The sequence below is a fragment of the Photobacterium profundum genome (genome assembly GCF_003026285.1).
Classification (GTDB): domain Bacteria; phylum Pseudomonadota; class Gammaproteobacteria; order Enterobacterales; family Vibrionaceae; genus Photobacterium; species Photobacterium profundum.
In genome coordinates this window covers 152799-171279 of sequence record NZ_PYOD01000001.1, presented here as the reverse complement: position 1 = coordinate 171279, position 18481 = coordinate 152799, and the positions used below count along the sequence as shown (strand labels likewise).

Annotated in this window: 14 protein-coding genes; 5 read left to right on the top strand and 9 right to left on the bottom strand. The window is 41.7% G+C overall.

Annotated elements, in window-relative coordinates; all coding sequences use genetic code 11:
- Positions 1-206 precede the first annotated feature (206 nt).
- The gene (locus C9J48_RS00790) at positions 207-599 is read left to right on the top strand and encodes a thiol-disulfide oxidoreductase DCC family protein (protein ID WP_006231606.1); all 393 of its coding nucleotides are present in this window, start codon (positions 207-209) and stop codon (positions 597-599) included.
- Positions 600-945: 346 nt separating this feature from the next.
- Here C9J48_RS00790 and C9J48_RS00785 read toward each other — a convergent pair whose 3' ends face one another.
- The 4 genes from C9J48_RS00785 to C9J48_RS00765 form a co-directional block, all read right to left on the bottom strand.
- Positions 946-1440: a YcxB family protein gene (locus C9J48_RS00785; protein ID WP_006231607.1), complete on the bottom strand. Its 495-nt coding sequence runs from the start codon at positions 1438-1440 to the stop codon at positions 946-948.
- Positions 1441-2136: 696 nt separating this feature from the next.
- The gene (locus C9J48_RS00780; RefSeq protein ID WP_006231609.1) at positions 2137-4179 is read right to left on the bottom strand and encodes an FUSC family protein; all 2043 of its coding nucleotides are present in this window, start codon (positions 4177-4179) and stop codon (positions 2137-2139) included.
- A gap of 1430 nt (positions 4180-5609) precedes the next feature.
- On the bottom strand, positions 5610-6320 hold the full coding sequence (locus tag C9J48_RS00770) for a hypothetical protein (protein WP_006231610.1): 711 nt from the start codon (positions 6318-6320) through the stop codon (positions 5610-5612).
- A 130-nt stretch (positions 6321-6450) separates the two neighbouring features.
- The gene (locus tag C9J48_RS00765) at positions 6451-7212 is read right to left on the bottom strand and encodes a metal-dependent hydrolase (RefSeq protein WP_006231611.1); all 762 of its coding nucleotides are present in this window, start codon (positions 7210-7212) and stop codon (positions 6451-6453) included.
- A gap of 505 nt (positions 7213-7717) precedes the next feature.
- Here C9J48_RS00765 and C9J48_RS00760 point away from each other — a divergent pair.
- The 3 genes from C9J48_RS00760 (at position 7718) to C9J48_RS00750 (ending at position 10287) form a co-directional block, all read left to right on the top strand.
- Positions 7718-8515 (top strand): transporter substrate-binding domain-containing protein, encoded by a 798-nt coding sequence (locus C9J48_RS00760; RefSeq protein ID WP_006231612.1) that lies wholly within the window; start codon positions 7718-7720, stop codon positions 8513-8515.
- A 79-nt stretch (positions 8516-8594) separates the two neighbouring features.
- Positions 8595-9542 (top strand): amino acid ABC transporter permease, encoded by a 948-nt coding sequence (locus C9J48_RS00755; RefSeq protein WP_006231613.1) that lies wholly within the window; start codon positions 8595-8597, stop codon positions 9540-9542.
- Positions 9543-9561: 19 nt separating this feature from the next.
- On the top strand, positions 9562-10287 hold the full coding sequence (locus tag C9J48_RS00750; protein ID WP_006231614.1) for an amino acid ABC transporter ATP-binding protein: 726 nt from the start codon (positions 9562-9564) through the stop codon (positions 10285-10287).
- Positions 10288-10670: 383 nt separating this feature from the next.
- Here C9J48_RS00750 and C9J48_RS00745 read toward each other — a convergent pair whose 3' ends face one another.
- The 4 genes from C9J48_RS00745 to yjeH form a co-directional block, all read right to left on the bottom strand.
- Entirely contained in the window at positions 10671-11381 is a 711-nt protein-coding gene (locus C9J48_RS00745) for a DUF445 family protein (RefSeq protein ID WP_006231615.1), read from the bottom strand.
- A 137-nt stretch (positions 11382-11518) separates the two neighbouring features.
- Complete coding sequence (locus C9J48_RS00740; protein WP_006231616.1) at positions 11519-12763, bottom strand: dicarboxylate/amino acid:cation symporter; 1245 nt, start codon at positions 12761-12763, stop codon at positions 11519-11521.
- Positions 12764-12940: 177 nt separating this feature from the next.
- Positions 12941-14071 carry an S-(hydroxymethyl)glutathione dehydrogenase/class III alcohol dehydrogenase gene (locus C9J48_RS00735; RefSeq protein WP_006231617.1) on the bottom strand — a complete coding sequence of 377 codons (1131 nt, stop codon included), beginning with the start codon at positions 14069-14071 and terminating at the stop codon, positions 12941-12943.
- Between the two features lie 186 nt (positions 14072-14257).
- The gene (gene yjeH / locus C9J48_RS00730; protein WP_006231618.1) at positions 14258-15550 is read right to left on the bottom strand and encodes an L-methionine/branched-chain amino acid transporter; all 1293 of its coding nucleotides are present in this window, start codon (positions 15548-15550) and stop codon (positions 14258-14260) included.
- 165 nt (positions 15551-15715) lie between these two features.
- Here yjeH and C9J48_RS00725 point away from each other — a divergent pair, with 165 nt between their 5' ends.
- Positions 15716-16132: an Lrp/AsnC family transcriptional regulator gene (locus tag C9J48_RS00725; RefSeq protein WP_006231619.1), complete on the top strand. Its 417-nt coding sequence runs from the start codon at positions 15716-15718 to the stop codon at positions 16130-16132.
- A 390-nt stretch (positions 16133-16522) separates the two neighbouring features.
- On the opposite strand, the gene dnaK is transcribed toward C9J48_RS00725, so the two are convergent.
- The gene (gene dnaK, locus C9J48_RS00720; protein ID WP_107281016.1) at positions 16523-18448 is read right to left on the bottom strand and encodes a molecular chaperone DnaK; all 1926 of its coding nucleotides are present in this window, start codon (positions 18446-18448) and stop codon (positions 16523-16525) included.
- Positions 18449-18481 lie beyond the last annotated feature (33 nt).

The following is an 18481-nucleotide window of genomic DNA, read 5'->3' as shown; positions in this document are numbered from 1 at the left end:
ATAGCGAGGTGTCGTCATATTCTGCGAACCAAGAAATGTCAGTAAACCCAGACAATAAAAAATCCATTGATAGGCATACTTTTTTGTAATTTTAGTTCACTTTGTTCAATTGCAAATATCGTTTTTTTATTTACCGAGATCATAAGGCCTCAGCGATCACTACAATAAAGGAGGCTAAGTATAGAGTATATGTAGGAGGGCGAAATATGAAAAATGGCGACGAAAAAGTAACTGTTTATTACGATGGCAGCTGCCCGCGTTGTATTAAAGATCGTAATAATTATCAAAATTTGGCAGGAGAGAAGGGCGATTCGGTATGCTGGGTTGATATTACCGGGCAGGAAAAGTTGCTGCAGCAGCTAGGTATCGACCCTCTGAAAGCATTGACCGAACTGCATGTTAAAACAGCAAGTGGGAAAGTTTTGAGCGAACTTGATGCGTATATCCTGTTAATGAGCCGAGTCAGTCGCCTTAAACCGCTGGCTTTTTTTATCGGCCTGCCGTTTATTCGTCCACTTCTGGCCCGCTATTATCACTATAGTGTGGCTAAACGGCTGAAGAAGAGCGGCCGCTACCCGCAGCGTCAAAATCGGAAATAAAAACCGCTTGCAGCTAAAAATTTTCCATCTGCAATTGAGCAAATGTATGGAAAATTGCTATGAGCATATTGTGAATGAGTTAAAGCTCTAACAAACTTTGGGGCAAGAATGATTCAGCCATGGTTGGCTACATCAAAGTTAGACAAAACCTTGTTGCGAGCTTCATATTACAGAGTGAACTCGGATAATCTCAGCTACTGTAAAAACCTTTCAATCGCCTACAAAGTCATGGCAAATTTTACTCAGCCATTTCACCCCTAGCTAGAAACTAATCCGCTCTTATCAAAAGCAAAATGAAAGACCTGACCGTATTCGTTTTATTACCTCTATTTTGCGCGCATTGACGTTAGTTCATTTTTGATACTGCGTGCTGATCTACAATGAACGCGATCACTTCATCATTTAAGCAAGATTTACTGACATATTGGCGCTGTTTACCCATATGAAGGATAAACCCTAAATCACTTTGTTTAAGTTTGTCGATTTCACTCCAGGCGATGCTACGGGTGTTTTTACCGCTTTTATAACTCACACCATTAGAGTCAACCTGAAATACCACTCTGCTGCCAGAGCTCATGCTGAGTGTTTGTCGCCATAACCACCAGGTTCTCTTAAAATAAACACTTAACGCTTCAATAATACTCAAAACGATAAAGAACCAACCAACGTAACCGCTGGGTAATAGCTCAAATATTAATAAAACCACACCAAAAAGAAGAAAAAGTATTCCTTTTAAATAGGCTTTTGGAAATTTAGCAGGACGGCTAGTTTGATCATAACACTCTGCAAAAAAGGTCTTGTCGAGGGTGTATTCTGTGGTGAAACCAAAATCTTTAGACATATATGGCTACTTTAAGGTTTTCTTTGAATGAGTATCCCATGCTGCGATCTCGCAACTCGAGTATTGTACAGCTTCTCGGTGCTTTTCTTTAGCTATTTTGATCCTCTTTTTTAAATCAAGAACACCGACGGGGTCTACTCTCACCATAGCCAATTTTCTATCCAAATTGGTACTAAATGATGCATATAAAGGTAAGACCAACCAATTGAAAACCTAGGCGCTCTGTAATGCTATATAAAGCTGATAAGTCGTTGAGGACAGCTGGTGCGCAAACATCAAAGGCTAAAAGCTAGCTCCCTCAACAAGAAGCCGAGTATACGTACGCATCTTACACTTGAATTGATTCGCCACTTTGCTAATACGTGTATTCCATATACAGAATACGGCAAAATTGCTTGGTGATCACAATGTCAGCAGAAAATAAGCTGACTCGCAGTTGGACAAAAACGCGTCAGCGATTTTGTTAAATGAGAAAGTAATAAATAACTACAGGTATGGCAAAGACACTTAACGCAGTGTCCACTTTCGATGGCTCAGATCATTTTGCAACAAGCCCATTCATTAAGGTGTGCCAAACGCTTTCCTCTAAAAAAACCAGAGCGAAGTCTGAGTGATATTCCTGTTAGTAATCTTGGTCAGTGTGCGTGGGTATTGGTAAATAAGTGCTGACATGAACTTTATAATAATGCTGTGTATTTAGCTTTCTAGGTTGCGCCTAACTAAATCGTGCATTTGTTTTACTGTCATCAGTGCCAACCAGATGATTTCTTCTACCGAACGTTGACCTGTTGTGGACGTTGGGTGATTGGCATCGGTTTTATTACTTAGCGCTGGCAGTTCATGGACGCGATTATCACGAAGGGTATTGATCAACGCATCCATCGCATTATGAATTAAGCTTTCGACTTGTTGTGAGCCTTGGTATTGCGTGCCTGTTCTGACAAGCGGAATCAGCAAGCAGAGGTAATGGCTCAATAATCGATAGTGACTCAGCATATCTTCATAATAATGTGGGTCGGCGCGAGTATGTCTTGGCTCTTGCTGCATCTCATTGTAAACCAGCTCAAGGTCGTTTTCTGTGGTTAGCATGGCAGCACGTTGCTTGGTTAATGTCATATGATCACGTTGTTCGGTGTCAACTTGCAGCTGTTCATAGCAATACACAAATAAGCTTTTTGAACTATTAAGTGCTTTTAACGCTTGAGTGTGGATCTCTTTGCCTCGCCATTGCGGCCATAACAAGCCATAACCGAGCAGGACAATTGCGCCACCGACCACGTTATCGATCAGACGTGGCGCTGCAAAGTCGAGCCCTTGGTGTGCCATGGTTTGATAAACCAAAATCAATAGCGCCGTAATACAGCCAATTGCTAGCGAGTAATGGCGCATGATATTGAGCATCGCGACGGGCAAGAGTATGACAATTAGCGTAAACATCGCGGTTGTCGGTATGCCAATGTGAATCAAAGAAGTCGCGAATAGCACACCAAGTGCAGTACCTAAACAGCGTTGCCAAGTTTTACTGCGTGTTGCCAAGAAGCTTGGCTGAATCACCATCAACATCGAAATCAACACCCAATCAGGGCGAATTAATTCATAGTACTCCGTAATCCCAGCGCCAAGCGCGAACATCAAACCTACACGGGTAACATGACGCCAAATCGGATTGCCTCGGCTTGGCAGACGAAAAGACAACTCGAACGGCTGCACTTCAAAAGAACGTTCATAAGCGGGTTCATTAAGCTCAATACGACGGGAAATGTGCTTCACTGCGTATGCCCAATAACGAAATCGGGGTTGGTCTTCGAGCTTCACCGCTTCAATCAAGTCATTTGCTTCTTGCTCTAATGAGCTTAAGTGCTCCATCTCTTCATGCGTGTTATGCAAAAGCTGTTTGGCTTTGTATCTTAATCTTTGCTGACAATGTTGGCTCCAAACCAATAACAAGTCTCGTTTTTGCTTACTTGACTGAAATTGGCTTAATAGATCTGGATTACTTGTATGGCTGCTTAGTACCACTTCAAACGTATCGATAGCGAGAAACAAAGCTTGTCGGAGCGAGTTAGCATCTTCTTGTTTAGAGCGAAAAGATTCGGATTGAAGAGCCTGTTGGAACAACTCGATTAGTTGGTATTTTATGCGCCTTTTTGGCGCTTCATTTTCGTTTCCTAACAAGAATTCTTGACGATATTGGATGTAGTCTGCCAACGTTTCGTAAATCGCGGATAGACACACGCGCAACGCATAGTGCCTCCATAAGGCAAACCAAAGCCAGCTAAATAATGCAAAAGCAAGAGGTCCAAGCACCAGCATAGGGTACAAGCTTAGAGCTGAGTTGGAATTATGAAGTGATAAGCTGACGACAGCAATCAGGAGGCTGGACATCCCTAGCCGTCCCCAAAATGGGCCATTTACCGCAGTGCTGGCAAGCAAGGCGCCAATTGCGCCATAGGTCAACCATAAAGGCAGCCCGCTGATCAGCAGAACGTAACTGACGGCCAGAGTCACTCCCCAAGCGGTTGCTGTAATAGCAAAACGTGTCCACCGCCTTGGACCTGCTGCGTCAAGACCACTAATTAAAGCTGCTGGCATAGTCATGAGAGCGGTCATTGCGATACTGATTTGATTAGACAACACCCCTAAACCGAGAAATAGCACAATGGCACTGGTGGCGCGAAGCCCTAGGTTAATGGAAGGGGAGTACCAGATTTTACGCAAAATGGCAGGAGAAAACGTCATAGACCCTCTTTACTTGTTATATCTTATTTAGTGTAACGCCAAACCTCTTCATTGTGCTGGCTTCAATCACAGATTGATAAATTGAAGCACTGCAAACCTCTAACTGAAGTTTTCTCCAAGCTGAGCAAACAGCCAATCATTAAACAGTGTGGCTTATCGCGCCCCTGAATTCAGATAACTTTTAATAAGACAAACGCACATTAATAGCATGTGAATGAGTATTTGATCTGTGTGATAAAGGGGCAAAACCTTGCTAGCCGATCAACTGACTTAACTCGCCTCTGGACAAAAATGAGTTTAGAAATTATCTTGACTCAGATTAGAAAAGGTCTCGTAAACTTCTGCTCATGTGCACAAATTCGTTATACCACTGCAATTTAAAGACTTTCCATTAGCTATTGATCTACTAAAGCCAGCAGCATAATCAACACCTATCTTCTAGTGGACTAACAGTGCATTTAAGAGCTGTAGTGGTTCATTGAATTTACCATCCAGAGGCTTTTAGGCCTAGGGATAAAATCGTCTCTGAGCGACCTATTGAACATAAAGTTGATAATGAAAACAAAAAAATTACTTAGGGAAAATCACAATAAACAAATGGAGTGTGTGCATTCGGTATTTACAGGAAAGGTTCAAGGTTAGTAGTGAAATCTAAAATCGCAAGATTGCCCGTATAACGCGGCGTTCATTTTCGTATAATTTGGTGAATCAACCCAATACAGTAGGATCGTTAGTCATGAATTTATACTCGGCAACGTTAGGGCGCCACAATAGCGCGCGAGACCTTTCCGACATAGTAAAAGGTTCGAGAAAATACAGCGGCGTGAGCCATGCGGCTCGTAAGAAGGCTTACGATGAAAATGCCATTGTTTATTCTAGTGATAAGCCATTGCGCCATAGAAAGATCTATTTGACTGAGATTTGGTTTTGTTTGTTCTAGCGTGTACATCAATGATAAGGGAATTCCTTATCATTGAATATAACACCCGTAAAGCGATCTACAACAGCGCATTAAATCAAAAGCCGCCATTGGCGGTCTTTTTCGATTCTGGAATCGTAACAATAGTACCTACATGACATTTAGTCTCACAAAACAATATTAACAGCCTGTGAATGAGTAATTGTGTTAACACACAATGGGCAGGAACGAGCTAGTTAGTGCCTTATGTAAAGCTTGCGAATGGGAGGAACCGAGCATCAGAGGATGACCATTTGGAATTTTAGCTAAATAAGCTGGCACTGCCAATCTAGTGCTTGTTGCTAGAAATATTTGATCAAATTTAAAAGGCTCGTTGGTGATTTATTTGATAAGGAAGCGATAAACTCTGAGTGATGAGCGATTAATTTTTTACTGAGTATGAGGCGGCCTTTAAAGAGCACAAAGAACGTGCTCTTTTTTATCATGACCATGTGTTGAGAGCTTTCATTTCTTATGGCAAATTGTTTAGATCTTCAAGGGCTGACAGGATTCCGGTTATACCTGTATAGGTGGAAGTAATTAAGCCGGGAATAAGTGGGAACGTTGGATTTGTCAGCGTTGGAATGGTTGAAAGAATACCAGAAAGTGCCCCTAAACCCATATTTCCACAGGTCAGCAGGCCACCTGATAACGCTTTATTCATTATTAGAAGTGCCGTCTGTCTTCGTTCGCGCTCGTCAGGAGTTAGCTTATCTTTATCCAAAGCTATATCCGGATAATCGTAGTTAATTTTTAAATATGATTCTAACTTCTTCTCATTAAGGCTATCTTTATTTATATCGAGTAGCATCTTCGTTAAATCGTTTGATTCCGCAAATTCCACGAGTTTTTTGAGTTCATCTTTTGAAATGATTTGCGCATCAATTTCTGGGATGAAGTAGCCATCGAGGATTTTCTTAATATTTGTTGATTGATCAAGTAGAACGGTGGCAATTTCTGACTCTTTTACAATAATGGCTAACTCTACACATACCTTAAAGGCATCTAGAGTTCTTTTTATGTCTGATGGAGTAAGCTCTGGATCGTCTGCTTTTTTACTGGCACCTAGCTTTATTTTCTGACTTAGAACAATTAACTGGGCATAGTTGATATTCTTAAAAAGGTCAGGATGATGTTCTAGTCGGTATTCTAGCTCCCATAATGCCTGTTTGGTTTCACTCATGTTGTTTTCTCCGGCATGTAGCTACACTATTACTATTAAAGCTAGCACGCCCCTTAGACTTGGCAAGAAATGGTTGGGCTTGTTTCCGCAGTTAAGAAATGACGTCTTTCTTTTTCTTGTTTTGACATAACTACGAAGGGACTTCACCACGGAAAATCCCCGCCGTTGAACTAAGAATATCTTTTAACCAACTTGAAGTGACTTGTAGATTGAGCCACTCAGGTCGAAACTGAAAACGATGCCAATCAGAGAGTAAATCTATTGTTGAACTGAAGGGGGGGGCAATAAGAAATAAGGCTACAACCGCAGCCAATTGCGCCGTGCTAATGAAAGGGTTTTTAAATGAAATTACCTTCATAGCAGTACCAAAAGAAGACTTTAATTTTCGGTTTGCTAAATCAACGCTATAGCATTCATCTAATGCGAGATGTAGCACCCCACCAAAAGCGACGAATAATCCAGATAGCCAACTGGTTGCATTGCTATACCCCATATAGTGGGTCATACACACAATACACATACTCAGTAGTGCAATAAAAGCCAATGAATGACAACAGCCTCTATGGATGGTGAGTTTTTCAAAAAATGACTTTGCGCTATGTCGAATAAATATATAAAAAGCTACGGCGGCCAAAACAAGTTCTAGCATCGTGACTTGTGCATAGAGGTGGCAAATTAAGACAAAGCTGCATACACAAGCAAATAAACTAAACAGGGTGCGCATAGAGGTTGAATTGTCTGAATCGATATCAGGCAGTAATCCACCAATAGTGCCTAAAAAGGTTAACCATAGTGCAGTTATAGGCTGTATGTTTCCTGCCGATAATAAAGCGGTGGCCGCTAAACTACTGGCGATAGCCGCATAATTCAAATGTGTATTGAAATTAGCCACTGGTGTTCTTAAGGGGTATTGTTATATTCACAGCTTCACCTCTATACTGATATTAACTGTATTTATATCCAGTATTATGGTGCAAATTGTGACGACATCAATGAAAAATCATGAATTTGTCATATGTATTACATCAAGGGATGATTTTTTAAACGATATGCTTCACGCGTGGGGCAATTATCATTTAAAAAAGGCATTAAATAGGATTAAGTCATAAATTAAATATATTTTCTAAAGTTTCACATATCTATTCCCCCGTGACAGGTGATCACGCATTTCTATCTTCATGCAGCACTTACCACTGGCTTTATACTATAAAGCCACCGTTAGTTTGTTTTGGTTATGTTAGATGTTAAGGTTTTTGTTGTTTTATGTGTTGTAGATGTTTGAGTTACTAGCTGTTTATTTGTTATAAAACGGTAGTATCTTTTTTGATACATGCTGTTAAAAACAAATTGATTGTTTTGATTCATTACTGAAACAGCGACAAATAACAGGGATGTTTATGCGTAAATTATTGAGTGGCATTGTTGCCGCTGTAGCTTTAATGAGTACTTCTGCAGCTGTTACTGCGGGTCCTATTCTTGACGATATAGCTAAATCAGGCGAGCTACGTGTTTGTTTTGATGCGGGTTATATGCCGTTTGAAATGAAGAGTAAGAATGGCTCATTCATTGGTTTTGATATTGATATTGGCAAGCAGATGGCTCGCCAAATGGGTGTTAAATATGTACCAATCAACACCGCGTGGGATGGCATAATTCCAACACTGTTGACAGGTAAGTGCCACATGATCAATGCCGGTATGACAATCAATGCGCAGCGTAATATGCGCGTAAACTTTGCTGACCCATACATTGTGATTGGTCAATCTATTCTGATAAACCCTGAACTTGAGGGTGAAATCACTAGCTATAAAGATTTGAACGACAGTAAATATACAATTGCAACCAAGTTGGGTACAACGGGCGAACAAGCGATTAAGCGCATGATTAGCAAAGCGAAGCTAAATGTTTTCGAAACGCAATCGGATGCTGTACTTGAAGTGGCTAACGGTAAAGCGGATGCGTTTATTTACGATATGCCATTTAATGCGATTTATGCGTCACAAAATGATGGCAAAGTTATACACCTTGAACAACCGTTTACTTATGAGCCATTAGGTTGGGCTATTGCACAAGGCGATAGCGACATGTTGAACTTTTTGAATAACTTCCTTCGCCAGATTAAAGGCGATGGCACTTATGATCGTGTTTACGATAAGTGGTTTAAAAATGACAGCTGGTTAAAACAAGTACAGTAACTTTTATTGGCTAGGCGTAGTGCCTGGCCAATTTTTTATCTTCTTGTTTTAATCTCCAATACGCCTAATGGAAGTAGTTATGCTTAGGACGTCTAATCGTTGGTTGTGGCACGGCATTTTTGTAGTTATCGTCGCGCTGTCTATTTTTGGTATTTACCAATCCTCAAAACAAATTAACTATAACTGGCAGTGGGAAAGGGTGACGCCTTTCTTGATTGATACCTCTCCACTAGAAGTGAGAGCGGGTGGCGATGGTAGTGTTGTTATTAACGATGATGGCTCATTGGTTGTTAATTTCGATTACGATGATCAACCACAGGTTGTGACTCAGTACGACGAACTGTTTGTTGCTGATAGCGATATTGTTTTCGAGGGTGATATTCTTGCCCAGTCAGAAAATTGGTCTGTCGGTCCTTTAATTGTAGGATTGTGGGTAACCCTGAAAATATCGGTTATATCCTTATTCTTTGCCGTGATTATCGGCTTAGTTGCAGGTTTGATGCGAATTTCAAATAACCCTGTGACTAAAAATCTTTCGTTTCTATACGTTGAAATTATTCGTGGTACGCCGCTGTTAGTCCAAATCTTTATTGTCTATTTTTTCTTAGGCACAATATTCGATTTAGAACGATTTACAGCCGGTGTGGTAGCGCTTTCTGTTTTTACTGGCGCCTATATTGCCGAGATCATTCGATCGGGTATTCAATCAATTCCCCCTGGGCAAATGGAAGCGGCGCGTTCATTAGGGATGAATTACCCCAAGGCAATGGCTTACGTCATTCTACCTCAAGCATTTAAGCGCACATTACCGCCAATGGCGGGGCAGCTTATTACGCTAATTAAAGATTCTTCATTAGTATCTGTTATTTCTATTACTGATTTAACCAAAGCTGGGCGAGAGGTAATTAGTGGCAGCTTTGCAACATTTGAAGTGTGGTTTGTAGTCGCTGGTTTGTATTTATTACTGACTATTTCACTATCATGGGTAGTGCAACGTATTGAGAAGAGGTTAGCGTCTAGTGACTAGTAATTACCAAGGCGACAATATGATTGTTGCTACGAATGTCGATAAAATCTACCCCAATGGATGCCATGCACTGAAAAAGGTCAGTGCAACCATAAAGCGTGGGGAAGTGGTTGTTATTATTGGCCCATCTGGTTCTGGTAAATCAACGTTCTTACGTACTTTGAACCAGTTAGAGGTGATTAATTCAGGCGATATCATGATTGATGGCATGGACATGTACGCCCGTGGTAGCAATATTAATGCATTACGTGAAAACGTGGGTATGGTGTTTCAATCGTTTAATTTATTTCCTCACAAAACAGTGAAGGGAAACGTCATGCTTGCGCCATTGAAAGTCACAAAGCGTGATGCCAAAGAAATAGAGCAACACGCAGAAGATTTAATTTACCGTGTTGGTTTAGCCGAAAAAATGAATGTATATCCATCCCATTTATCTGGCGGGCAGCAACAACGTGTGGCTATTGCTCGTGCATTGGCGATGAAGCCCGATGTTATGTTATTTGATGAACCTACGTCGGCGCTCGATCCTGAAATGGTCGGTGAAGTGCTGGATGTAATGAAAGCACTTGCTGCTGATGGAATGACCATGGTGGTAGTAACCCATGAAATGGGTTTTGCGCGAGAAGTGGCTGATCGGGTGTTGTTTATGGAAGATGGTGAGTTACTGGTAAGTGACACACCTGAAAATGTATTCGATACGACAATACATCCTCGTTTACAGCAGTTCTTATCTAAAATATTGTAATTCGAAGTGTTATACCCAAGTTACCTCAAGATGCTCGTTTCAGCGAGAATTTGTTGGGCTCTAGGCAAGGCACTTATTTATAAACCTAGTCGTTCTACGTTGAAAATAAGTAACACCGCATAGAGCCCAACAAAACTCGCCCTTCGGGAGTGATTCAGCGTATCTACTTCTGCGTCAAATGTGTTTGAAAGGGAATGCCATTCCTGCACACATTTTCCTTGAATTAAACACGCTGAGATCACTCTGAATCCTGCATCTTGAGGTAGCTTGGGTATATATACATGCCGCTTTATACTTATTATTACGTGATAGTCATTATTTCGTGAAAGTATAAAGCGACATTTTATTTTACGTACCGGATTCTTCAGTCAGAACATTCAATGTTACGCGGTAATCAGTGCCGAGATAATACCGATAATGCCACCGAACACACCGCCCCAAATTACCAACCAACCCAGATGCGCCGCTATCATCTTTTGTATCATTTCTTTCACTAATTGCGGAGTTAATTCGTTTAAGCGTTGATCGATAATATCTTCGATCGTGCTCCGAATTTCATCGAACATCGCAGGTTGTTCTATCTGATCTTTCAGTGCTTGCTTGAAACTATCTTGCTGACTGATATCAGAAATTGCATTTTGCATTTTTTCAATAAAAGGTTCTTTCAGTGGCTGTAATGCCTCTGCACCACCCATCATTACCAGCATGCCTCCGAATGAAGAATTCATAATGACTTCAATTAGAGAATCGAATGTTGGGCTTAGGTCGACTTTCTCGATCACCGGCTTAATATCAAGTTGAGCAGGGCTTGCCATTTCATTGCTGAGGAAACGGTCAACGTTTTGTTTGGTGAAGAACTGCTCCATCATTAAGGTTTTTATGCCCAATTTAAAGTCTTCAAAACGAGCCGGAATAACCCCTGAACCGTATAAGCCCGGTACCTTTTCAAACAACATATGAATGGCTAACCAGTTTGTTAGCGCCCCAGAAAATGCAAACAAACCGCAGAACATAACTATTTGCTGGTTTGTGAGATAGCCAATAAGCAAAATCAACAATGAAATAATATTGGTTATTAGACTTTTATTGCTCATAAAATCCTCAGGGTGGAAGTAAGTAGAAAACCGCGGGATTCTAGCAAAATAGTGTGACTAATGTCATGTTTATCGTCGGGGAATAAGCCAGCAGTGTAATGCTGGCTAGTTACTTAATTATTTATCTTGTTTGTTCGCTATGAACGTTGCCATTTGTCGACAACATAGGCAGCGATAATATCACCTTCAACATTGACAGCTGTGCGGAAGGTATCAAGTGGACGTTCAATGATCAGCAAGATAGCAATCGCTTCTAATGGTATGCCAGCAGCAAGTAGCACCAACTGCATGCCAGACATTGAACCGGAAGGCATACCCGGTGCACCAATTGACGATACCATCGCCATAATGAAGATCATGATCAAGCCGCTGGTTCCCAAATCTACGCCGTAAAGCTGCGCCAAGAAAATAGCGGCTACACCTTCAAATAGCGCTGTTCCATCCATATTCATGATAGCCCCTAGTGGAAGCACCATGCTGCTGGTTGACTGTGAAACGCCTAACTCATTTTCTGCTGTTTGCATCGATAACGGCAAGGTTGCAGAACTCGATGATGTTGCGAATGCCATGGCCATAGGCGCTGACAATGCTTTAAATAACGTACTGAATTTTATGCCGGTTGCTAGCTTGGCGATAACGGGTAACACGACACCGCCGTGAATCAGTGTGAGTACGAAAACTAATAAAGCGAATTGGGCAAGTTGACCAAAAATAGCGCTACCGCTGGTGGCTGTAAACTCGAAAACAATGGCAAAAACAGCTATGGGTGCGAAGCGAATAATACCCGAGACAAAACGGTTCAAAGCACTGTTAACGCCAGAGATAACCTCAAACACAGGATGTTTAGTCGGTAAGCTTGTTAGTAGCGCCACACCAAATAGCAGAGAAAAAACAACAATAGCGAGCAAATTTGTATTAGTAAGTGCAGAAAAAGGATTAGCCAATGCCATATTGAATAGCTTTTCTGCAATAGCACCACCAGAAGCGGCAGTATTATCAATTAGTTGTACATGTTCACCAACTGAAACCGATGCAGTATCGATCAGCTGTGGCCAAGCAGGTAAGGCAAGGGATGAGCCTAACCCTAATGTAATCGCAATTAATGAGGTAAAGCTGTAAAACAATACTGCTTTATAACCCAGAGTTTTCAGTCGTAATGTGGATCCTAAACTGGTGATCCCTTGTAGCAGGGAAAACATCACAACCGCACCGACCACCATTTTTAACAGCCCAATATAGGTTGTTTTTGTCAGCATCAGTAATTGAAAAGCCGCCGTTTGCGTTATATTCGATGGAAGTGGTAACAGTGTGGCGAGAAGCCAAGCAATAACGGCAGATAGAAATAGCTGAACAGGTAGTGAAGTAAAATGTTTTTTGCTCATTGTTGCGCTTTTGCCTTGTCGTTATTACAAGTATATCGACAAGAAACAAACCCTATATATTGGATGCAGTAATCATCACGGCTTAATAAAAGAACAGCCTTCGAATGAAGGCTGTTTAATCGACACTCGATGAGGTCTTTATGCGGCTACGCTTTATAGCCGCTGCTGCAATCGTATTTATTTATCGAAGTGAATAACGGTACGAATGCTTTCACCTTTGTGCATCAGTTCAAAAGACTCATTGATGTCATCTAAACCCATGGTGTGTGTAATGAAATCATTCAATTTGAATTCACCAGCCATGTAACGTTCAACAATTTCAGGTAGCTCAGAGCGACCTTTAACACCGCCAAACGCAGAACCACGCCATACACGACCAGTTACCAACTGGAATGGACGGGTGGAGATCTCTTGACCTGCTCCAGCAACACCGATAATCACTGATTCGCCCCAACCTTTATGGCAGCACTCAAGGGCTGAGCGCATTACGTTTACATTACCAATACATTCAAATGAGTAATCAACGCCGCCATCTGTTAATTCAACAATTACATCTTGAATTGGTTTGTCGAATTTAGTTGGGTTAATGCAGTCGGTAGCACCTAATTGACGAGCAAGATCAAACTTACTTTCGTTAATGTCGATTGCAATAATACGACTCGCTTTTGCCATTTGAGCACCGATAATGGCAGATAGACCAATACCGCCTAGACCAAAGACTGCAACAGTGTCGCCTTCTTGTACTTTGGCTGTGTTAAGTACGGCACCCATACCAGTTGTTACGCCACAGCCTAACAGGCAGACTTCTTCAAGTGGTGCTTCTTTGTTTACTTTTGCCAGTGAAATTTCAGGTAGTACTGTGTATTCAGAGAATGTCGAGCACCCCATGTAATGGAAGATTGGCTGACCGTCTTTGTAGAATCGTGTTGTACCGTCAGGCATTAAGCCTTTACCTTGTGTTTCACGAATTTGCTGGCAAAGGTTTGTTTTGCCAGACTTACAGTATTTACACTCACCACATTCAGGGGTGTAAAGCGGAATAACGTGGTCACCAACTTCAACACTCGTTACGCCTTCGCCAATCATCTCGACGATACCACCGCCTTCATGACCAAGAATGACAGGGAAGATACCTTCTGGATCATCGCCAGACATCGTAAATGCATCTGTATGGCAGACGCCTGTTGCAACGATGCGTACTAGTACTTCACCTGCTTTCGGTAACATCACATCCACTTCTTCAATAGAAAGTGGCTGGTTTGGACCCCATGCAATAGCAGCTTTTGATTTGATGAATTGTTCAGTCATGTTGATGTGTCTCTCTATTAGAATTCGGGAGAAAGGGGAAGAAGTTCGCATCCCCGTTTCGATGGTTGCTATTGTAGTCATTTCTCACATGGTGATAATCCCATTAAATGGTAAATAATTATTACCATATGGAAATAGTGTGACTAGCAAAGATAGAGAGGAGCCTACGCAGGTAGCGATGGCGTATTATTCACGGGCGAGGTGAGTTTGTTGCCATTTTAGAAAGGGGAGGGTTAGGCAGAGTAACAATAAGGCATACACCATTTTCAAACCTAACCCATAGGCGAGAAGAGCACAGAACAAACAGCCTAGAAAAATGAGAGGTTGGTAGCGCTTAGGTAACAACTTAGCGGCAGCCATCATTGAGGCAAAATAGATCACCACGAACACGCCATTAACCCATGCGATCAAATCTTCCAGCTCTCGGTTGGCGGCATAGGCCAACACAATCACTAAGCCCATCACGATCAATACAGCAGCCAAAGCACGTGATGGTACATTGTGTTGATTAAGGGGTGACAAGTAACGCGGCAATACACCGTCTTTACTGAAACTCCACGCTAAACGAGACAAGCTAGCAGTATACACATTGACGGTGGCTAACCCGCCAGAAATACCCAGAATACCAATGACTTGTGCTCCAAAATCACCTAAACCATAGTTAAATGCATTAATCATGGCTAAATTGCTGCTTGGTAAGTTGCTCGCGACAATGTCGGTAGGCATTGGCATACGTAATAACACCCATGTACATAAGAAATAGATACTGCCAACTAACACAGTACCAATCATCATTGCGGGTAACATATCTTTTTTGGGGTTACGAAAATCATTAGCTAAGTGAGACATGGCTTCGACACCAAGGAAGCTCCAAAATGCTAATCCTGCGGCTGTCATAATTAGATTAGGTTGGATCTTTTCCTGTGATAATACCGTTGAATAAGTCTGTGATACCGATTCATCAGCTGTCAGCCCGAACTGTATAATTGAAAAGAGCGCTATAACGACAATAATAATCGCTAACGTCAGTAAGAACTGCAACTTAGCGGATATCTGGATGCCTTTGTAATTCAGTGCAAACAGCAATAATAATGATCCCAGTTCTGCTGCCAGTAAACCTTGTGCAGATAGAGGGATTAGCGCATGAACAAAATGGAAGGTCAGTAAAATCGCAGCAGGTGCACCAATTGGCACCACAAACAAAAAAAGCAAACCGATGGAACGTCCAGCCACTTGACCAAAGGCTTGTTCGACAAAATAAGCGGGACCGGCTGCGTGCGGGAATTTGGCTGTTAGCGCACCAAAGACAACGGTGACAGGTATGATAGCCAGTGTTAACAATAACCACGTATAGATTGCACCATCGCCAGCAATATCAATGGTCATTTGCGGTAGAATAAACACGCCAGTACCTAATAATGTGGTGGCCATTAAGCCTGCACCTTGCCATCGCCCCATTTTTGTTGAACTGTCATCCATTGCTAAACCTGTCTATTCGTGGTGATATTCTAGTAGATAGGTTGAGTATAATGGGCTCAGTGCTGACAATCTGTCAGATTAACCCTGAAATATGCAGCTTTTCACGACAATTTGCAGGCATTATGCAGCTAATGTGTAGTGCACAGAAAAGAGCAGAGGACGCCTTTGGACAAATTTGATCAGGCAATCATTGCAGAATTACGAAAAAATGCCCGCCAAAGTGTGTCTGCAATTGCAGAGACGGTGAATCTGTCTCGTCCTGCAGTTACAGAGCGCATCAAAAAGTTAGAGCAAACTGGTACGATTCGCGGTTATCAAGTCTTACTGTCAGAATCACAGAAAGAGGGCGTATCGGCATATTTTGAAATACGTCATCAATGTGCTCGGTGTGTCGATGTGGTCGATGTATTTAAAAGCTTACCTGAAGTGCAGTCGTGTCATGGAGTTAGTGGTGATATGGATTTACTCGTGTTTGTAAAAGCCGATTCAATCCAACGTTTACATCAAATACGTGAAACTTTGGATGCACACGTCGATATTGTCAAAATCAAAACCCATGTGGTGATGAGTGAGTGGTTGTAATAACCATTAATATTAATTATTTCTAAATAAGGAGGTGTGGGTATTGATTAGTACATCATGTATGGATAACGTCACGTGCTTTTGTCCGAATTAGATTTAAAATGAAGAAATTAATAATAATCATGACACTAATGTTAGCAGCGTGTGCATCACAACCTGAAGAATCTAATGAGCAGGATGATGAAAAACACCCGTTGATTGAAATACATGAAACATTGAGAATATTTAACTTTATCTCGTATTTTTTTAAGCAGTAAAAACTCAAGGGCACGATGAAAGATTTAAAACCTAATAAAGTTTTGCTTTCATCAAAAAGCCCACCATCAGAATTGATGCTGGGCTTTATTATTTTATTGACTGTGTGCTTTCATTAAGAAAGACGACACATTGTTATTTGTCTTTGACTTCTTCGAACTCGGCTTCAAACACATCATCGTCAGTTGAAGATTGATCTGTTGTGTTATTCGTCTGCTGGCTTGATTGAGCATGTTGCGCTTGTGCTTGTTGTTGCGCCATTTGTACCAAGGCTTGAGATGCTGTCATTAATGCTTGTGTGGCATTATCAATCGTAGCTTTGTCTTCGCCTTTGAGTGCAGTATCAACATCGGCTATTGCTGTATCAATCTTTGCTTTTTCATCAGTAGGAAGTGCATCACCCAGCTCTTCGACTTGCTTACGGGTACTGTGTACCAGTTGATCGGCTTGGTTTCTGGCTGTCACTAACTCTTCGAACATTTTATCCGCTTCTTTGTTAGCTTCTGCTTCTTGTACCATCTTTTCGATGTCGTCGTTACTTAGCCCGCTAGAAGCTTGGATGGTGATCTTCTGCTCTTTGTTTGTGGCTTTATCCGTAGCAGAAACATGTAAAATACCATCGGCATCTAAGTCAAAGGTCACATCAATTTGTGCTGTTCCACGTGCTCCAGCTTGAATACCTTCGAGGTTAAACTGCCCTAACGATTTGTTGTAGTTCGACTGCTTACGTTCACCTTGCAACACGTGAATCGTAACGGCACTTTGGTTATCTTCTGCAGTTGAGAATACTTGATTCGCTTTGGTTGGAATCGTGGTGTTTTTCTCAATCAGCTTGGTCATCACGCCGCCCATGGTTTCAATACCAAGAGACAGTGGAGTCACATCTAATAACAAGACATCTTTTACCTCACCAGCTAATACACCAGCTTGAATAGCTGCACCAACAGCAACTGCTTCATCAGGGTTCACGTCTTTACGCGGCTCTTTACCAAAGAACTCTGTTACTTTGGCTTGAACCATAGGCATACGGGTTTGACCACCCACTAAGATAACGTCAGTGATATCGGTGATGGATAAATTAGCATCTGTTAGCGCTGTTTTCAGTGGCTCTAATGAACGTTGTACTAAGTCTTCAACCAGTGACTCCAATTTCGCACGAGTTACTTTTACGTTCATGTGTTTAGGGCCGCTAGCATCAGCAGTGACATAAGGTAAGTTCACATCGGTTTGCTGTGCGGAAGAAAGCTCAATTTTTGCTTTTTCTGCCGCTTCTTTCACACGCTGCATCGCTAATGGATCGGATTTCAGATCAATACCTTGTTCTTTTTTAAATTCGCCGACTAAGTAGTTAATCATACGATTATCAAAGTCTTCACCGCCGAGGTGGGTATCACCGTTGGTCGATAACACTTCGAAGGTTTTCTCACCGTCTACTTCGTCGATCTCGATGATAGAGATATCAAATGTACCCCCACCCAAGTCGTATACCGCGATGGTACGTTCGCCACCTTGTTTATCTAAACCATAAGCTAATGCAGCGGCAGTTGGTTCATTGATAATACGTTTTACATCAAGCCCTGCAATGCGGCCTGCATCTTTGGTTGCTTGACGCTGTGCATCGTTGAAATACGCTGGTACGGTGATAACAGCACCCGTTACTTCTTCACCTAAATAGTCTTCGGCGGTTTTCTTCATCTTTTTCAATACTTCAGCCGAGACTTGCGGTGCTGCCATTTTTTTACCTTTTGCCTCAACCCATGCATCGCCATTATCGGCTTTCACAATATTGAATGGCATAATTTCGATGTCGCGTTGAACTTCTTCGTCTTCAAAACGACGGCCAAGTAAACGCTTGATTGCAAATAATGTATTTTTTGGGTTGGTTACAGCTTGGCGTTTTGCGGGTTGCCCCACTAATATTTCGCCATCTTGGGTATATGCAATCACTGAGGCTGTGGTGCGTTCACCTTCAGCATTTTCAATTACACGTGGCTTGTCGCCATCCAATAGGGCAATACAAGAATTCGTTGTGCCTAGGTCAATACCAATAATCTTACTCATAATCTTTTCTCCAAGAATTTTGTAGGCGGCTGA